This window comes from Streptomyces botrytidirepellens (genome assembly GCF_003721215.1).
GTDB classification, from domain to species: domain Bacteria; phylum Actinomycetota; class Actinomycetes; order Streptomycetales; family Streptomycetaceae; genus Streptomyces; species Streptomyces himastatinicus.
This window is the reverse complement of the sequence record NZ_RIBZ01000195.1, coordinates 1-5274: the sequence shown is the minus strand read 5'-3', so window position 1 is coordinate 5274 and position 5274 is coordinate 1. Positions and strand designations below refer to the sequence as shown.

2 protein-coding genes and 2 pseudogenes are annotated in these 5274 nt (G+C 72.0%); all 4 read right to left on the bottom strand.

Translation table 11 applies throughout. The features are described from left to right. Window positions 1–177 precede the first annotated feature (177 nt). Window positions 178–1995, bottom strand: a complete 1818-nt coding sequence (locus tag EEJ42_RS15185; RefSeq protein ID WP_123100478.1) for a hypothetical protein — start codon at window positions 1993–1995, stop codon at window positions 178–180. Window position 1996: 1 nt separating this feature from the next. After that, complete coding sequence (locus tag EEJ42_RS15180) at window positions 1997–3415, bottom strand: ATP-binding protein (RefSeq protein WP_123100477.1); 1419 nt, start codon at window positions 3413–3415, stop codon at window positions 1997–1999. A gap of 80 nt (window positions 3416–3495) precedes the next feature. Beyond that, window positions 3496–5098 (bottom strand): annotated as a pseudogene (locus EEJ42_RS15175) (SCO6880 family protein). Further along, window positions 5095–5274, bottom strand: a pseudogene (locus EEJ42_RS51845) (hypothetical protein); the annotation flags it as partial. The pseudogenes EEJ42_RS51845 and EEJ42_RS15175, both read right to left, overlap by 4 nt.

Sequence of the window (5274 nt, the reverse complement as noted above, 5' to 3'; positions counted from 1 at the left end):
GCGCCGATGGTACTGCAGGGGGGACCCTGTGGGAGAGTAGGACGCCGCCGAACAAATATTGGAAAAGGCCCTGTTGGGAGCTTGAAGCTCCCAACAGGGCCTTTTTGCTGTTCTCGCACAGCTCAGTCAGCCGGCGCTGTCTGGTGTCTGCTGTCCGGGGAGACGCCCTACGTGGCCTTACCCGACCAGCGTGCGGTGCGGCCACCGGGCTCGTGCCTGCTCCTGGGAGCGCATCAGCGCCAGCGTGGGCAGTCCCTGTGCGGCGCCCTGGGCCAGCAGGTCCGGCAGCGCCGGGAGCGGCGCCACGGCGGCCACGTCGTCCAGCACCAGGGTGAGTGGTGGGTCGAGCCGACCGGAGGATGACCGTTCGGCCATGCGCCGGCCGTGCTCGACCACGTGTGAGGCGAGTGCGGTCAACAAGGGCATCGCACCCGGATGGGACCGGGGATCCTCGATGGATTCCCCCATCAGATAAAGGGTTCCCCCTTCACCGATGAATGACTCCAGGGCGAGCGCATCCGCCCGCGCCGGATTGCACGCGTCCCGAATGTGGATCGAGGAGAGTGCGCCCAGCGCACGCGCCGTCAGTTCCTGGGCCATATCGCGGCGTTCGGGGTGCGCGGTGAGGGTGGCTTCCAGCTCGCCCGCCGCTCCGCCGGCCGCCTTGGGGTGCGTACGGAGGATCCGTACCGGCTCATGTGCCGAACTGCCCTGTGCCCAGCGGTGTACGTGGCGGAAGGGGCGGCCGTCCACCGCGGCGGCGTGGAGCCAGCAGCGCAGCATCGTCTCCGCGGCCTCCGCCAGGGGCTGGTCCATCGCGTGCGCGGGGCGTACGGGGGCCAGCAGGGCAGCGGCGCGGGCGGCCGCGACCTCGCGGGAGCCGCACCCGTCCGCCGGGTTCCAGCGCAGCCGGGCGGGGGTGTCGAGGAGGTGGGACGGGTCGAAGACATGGGTCGGCCCGAACTTGGCGCGGGCGTCCTTGGTCGCGGCCCACAGATCGGGATCGCTGGTGAGGGTGAGGACGGGGCCGACCGCCTCCAGGATGGCCTGAGCGGCGGCGTTGCCGCGCTCGGCGCCGAAGAGGACGCGGGACCGGGCCGGTTCCCCGCCGGGGCGGAAGAGTCCGGCGGCGAGGTCGGCGCCGGGAGTGGGCAGCGGCTGTGGCGCCGCTGCGGGGCCCTGGGGGCTGTCCTCCGGGCCGTACGGGGCCGGGGAGGACGCCTTGGTGCGTTCAGCGCGCTCTGCGCGTTCCGCGGCGACGGGGCCGGTTGCCGTCTCGTACGCGGCGACTGGCGGGGCGACGGCCTCGACCGGGTCTGTGGAGTGGTGCGTTCCGGTGCCGTGGGGCGTGACCGCGTCGGGGGCGACGGCTGCGCTGTGCGCAACGGCATGGTCGGGTGCGGCGGGCTCCGGCCGGGCGGCCGGGCCGTGCACGTCGCCTGGTCCGGTGGGGCCCGTACCCGTCCCGTGGAGGGGTGGGGTGAGGGCTTCCGGGGGTGTGCCCCGCTCGGTGGCCTCGGGGGCGTACGCGGGGCCAGGGGCCCGCTCCGTACCCGTGCCGTCCGCAGTGCGCTCCGCGGCCTCCGCCCGGGCGGCGCGGCGCTTGGCGCGGACCAGCCGGTAGCGGGCCAGCGTGCCGACCGCGAAGACCGCGAGCACGATCAGGACCATCAGCTCGCTGATGAAGACGCCCCAGAACAGCCCGTACCCGGAGAGCTGGGCCTTCGGCGTGTCGGGCCAGGCCGCCGCCAGGTTGTGCGGCTCCTCCACCAGATGGCGCAGCGCCAGGGGCGTGTGCAGGAAGGTCAGGCCGTCCGGCCAGGCGCCGTGCGCGAAGAGCGCGGACAGGCCGGTCGCCGACCAGATGAGCCCGATCAGGCCCAGCAGAAAGGCGAAGAGGCCGATCAGCAGCCCGTCCGGGATGCCGCCCTGCGGGGACGGCTGTCTTCCGTGACCGTGCTCCGCGGGTCCGCCGCGGTACTGCCCGGCCGCCACGTCAGGCCACCGTGGAGCCGTACGACGGACCGCCGTAGGGGTCCGCCTCCGCCGCGGCCTCGACCGCCGCCGCCGCTCGCTCCTCGGCCTCCGCCTCGGCGGCGAGCTGGACGGCGATCGCATCCTCGGTCATCGCCCGGTCGGTGTAGACGAGGGGGCGCTCGGCCTCGGTGATCAGGTGTTTGACGACCTGTACGTTGCCGTTGACGTCCCAGACCGCGATACCGGGGGAGAGCGTCGGAATGATCTCCACCGCCCAGCGCGGCAGGCCCAGCACCCGCCCGGTGGCCCGGGCCTCGTCCGCCTTCTGGGCGTAGATCGTCCGGGTCGAGGCCATCTTGAGGATGGCCGCGGCCTCGCGCGCCGCCGCGCCGTCGACCACGTCGGACAGATGGTGGACGACGGCGACGAAGGACAGGCCGAGCCGTCGGCCGAACTTCAGCAGCCGCTGGAAGAGCTGGGCGACGAAGGGCGAGTTGATGATGTGCCAGGCCTCTTCGACCAGGAAGATGCGCTTCTTGCGGTCGGGCCGGATCCAGGTGTGCTCGAGCCAGACGCCCACGATGGCCATGAGGATGGGCATCGCGATCGAGTTGCGGTCGATATGGGACAGGTCGAAGACGATGAGGGGCGCGTCGAGATCGATTCCGGCCGTGGTCGGACCGTCGAACATGCCGCGCAGGTCACCGTCGACCAGTCGGTCCAGCACCAGGGCGACGTCCAGGCCCCAGGCCCGTACGTCGTCCAGGTCGACGTTCATCGCCTCCGCCGACTCCGGCTCGGGGTGGCGCAGCTGCTCGACGATGTCGGTCAGGACCGGCTGGCGGTCGGTGATGGTCTCGTTGACGTAGGCGTGCGCGACCTTGAGGGCGAAGCCGGAGCGCTCGTCGAGCCCGTGCCCCATCGCGACCTCGATGATCGTGCGGAGCAGGGCCAGCTGACCGGTCGTCGTGATCGACGGGTCCAGGGGGTTGAGCCGGATGCCGCCGTCGAGGGCCGCCATCGGGTCGAGCCGGATGGGCGTTATCCCCAGCTCCTGGGCGATCAGGTTCCACTCGCCGACCCCGTCCTCGCCCTGCGCGTCCAGCACCACCACCTGGCGGTCGCGGAACCGGAGCTGACGCAGTACGTACGTCTTCTCCAGGGCCGACTTGCCGTTGCCGGACTCCCCGAGCACCAGCCAGTGCGGGGCGGGCAGCTGCTGGCCGTACAGCTGGAACGGGTCGTAGATGTAGCCCTTCCCGGAATACACCTCGCGCCCGATGATGACGCCCGAGTCGCCGAGGCCCGGTGCCGCCGTCGGGAGGTAGACGGCCTGCGCCTGCCCCGTGGACGTACGGACCGGCAGCCGAGTCGTCTCCACCTTCCCGAACAGAAAGCTGGTGAACGCGTCGGTGACGGCGGTCATCGGATCGGCCACGGCGGAGCCCCTATCGTCCCAGTCCCAGTCGTCAGTCGTCTCTAACGGCTATCTAACGGCTATCGATCAGATGCGGTCGGCTAACGGCGGATACCGGTCGCGAACGGCAGCGTGTTCACAAACGCCCGGTGGTGCTCACGGTCGCACCACTCCAGCTTGAGATAGCTCTTCCCCGCCGAGGCCCGGATGGTCCGCTTGTCGCGGGCCAGACCCTCCGGCGAGCGGGAGGAGACGGTGATGTAGCCGACCAGGTTGACGCCCGCGGCGCCGCTGGCCAGGTCCTCGCCCCGCTGGTCGAGCCGGCCGTGCGCGGCGATGTCGCGCGGGTCCACCGTACGGTTCATCTTCGCGGCGCGGCTGGCCTCGGCCTCGTCGTTGACCTTTTCGGTCAGCATCCGCTCGATCGCGATCTCCGTGGGCTCCAGATCCATGCAGACGGCGACCGTACGGATGACATCGGGGGTGTGGACGAGCAGCGGGGCGAGGAAGTTCACCCCGACCGGCGTCATGGGCCACTCCTTCACCCACGCGGTGGCGTGGCACCACGGCTCACGGGTGCTGGACTCGCGGGTCTTCGCCTGGAGGTAGGTGGGCTCCATCGCGTCCAACTCGGCGGGCCAGGCGTTGCGCTTGGTCATCGCCTGGATGTGGTCGATGGGGTGGTCCGGGTCGTACATGGAGTGGATGAGCGAGGCCAGCCGGCCCTGCCCGAGGGGCTGGCGCACCCGGATGTCGGCCTCGGCGAGGCGTGCGCAGATNGCGCACCCGGATGTCGGCCTCGGCGAGGCGTGCGCAGATGTCGGTGAGCTCGCGCGCCATGATCACGGCGAGGCCCGCGTCCTTGTCGATCCTGCCGCCACCGCCGCTGCGGCGGGTGGCGCGCGCGATGGCCTGCGCCTCGGCGGCCAGGTCGCGGGTGTAGTGCATGCAGGCGACGAGGTACGCGCGGTGCTGCTCGGAGGAGGTGGACACCATCGACTGAAGCTGGTCGTACGAGTCCTTGAGCCACACCGGGGCGCCGTTGTCGCCGCGCCGCTCGACGTCCTTGGCGTGCGCGTCCGGGTCGGCGGGGAGGGTGCGGGCCAGCATCTGGAGGCGCGTCACGAAGCCGTCGCCGTTGGCCACGTGCTTGAGCAGCGTGCCGAACCGGTCGACCAGCGCCTCCTGGTCCTCGCTGTCCCGCAGGCCCACGCCCGGGCCCTCGATCTCGATCGCGGCGGTGACGGTGCGGCGGTCGGCGTGCAGCAGGACGGCGATCTCGTCCGGGCCGAACGGCGCGGCCAGCCAGTTGATCCGGCCGATGCCGGGGGGCGGGCCGACCTCCACCTCGCGGCCGTCGAGCCGGGTACCGGCCTCGGCGGCGCCGGAGCGGTAGCCGGTGGTGCCCTTGCGGACGCTGCGCCGGTACGAGCGGTTGATCTCGAACCAGCGGTAGAACGTCCGCCCGTTGTACGGCACGTACACGGCCGCCAGCGCGACGGTCGGGAAGCCGACCAGGGCGACGATGCGCAGCGTCAGCACCGGCACCAGCAGCCCGCACATCATCCCGATGAACGCGCCCGCGATGATCAGCGCGATCTCACCGGTCTCGCGGTTCTTGCCGACGATCGCGTTGGGGCGGGCACGCCCGATCAGATACGTGCGGCGCGGTGCGATGGCGTGGGACTGGGCATCGACCGTCACCGCCGGTCACCTCCCGGGTTGTTGCCTGAGCTGTTGTTCTGCGAGCGGGGGGCGGGGGCGGACCCGCCGCCCCCGGAGTTGCCGGTGCGGCCGGCGCCGGAGGCGCCCCCGCTGGTGCGGGAGCTGTGCGCGGCGACGCCGCCGGACACGGGGTTGGCGGGCTTGGCCTGGGCCGG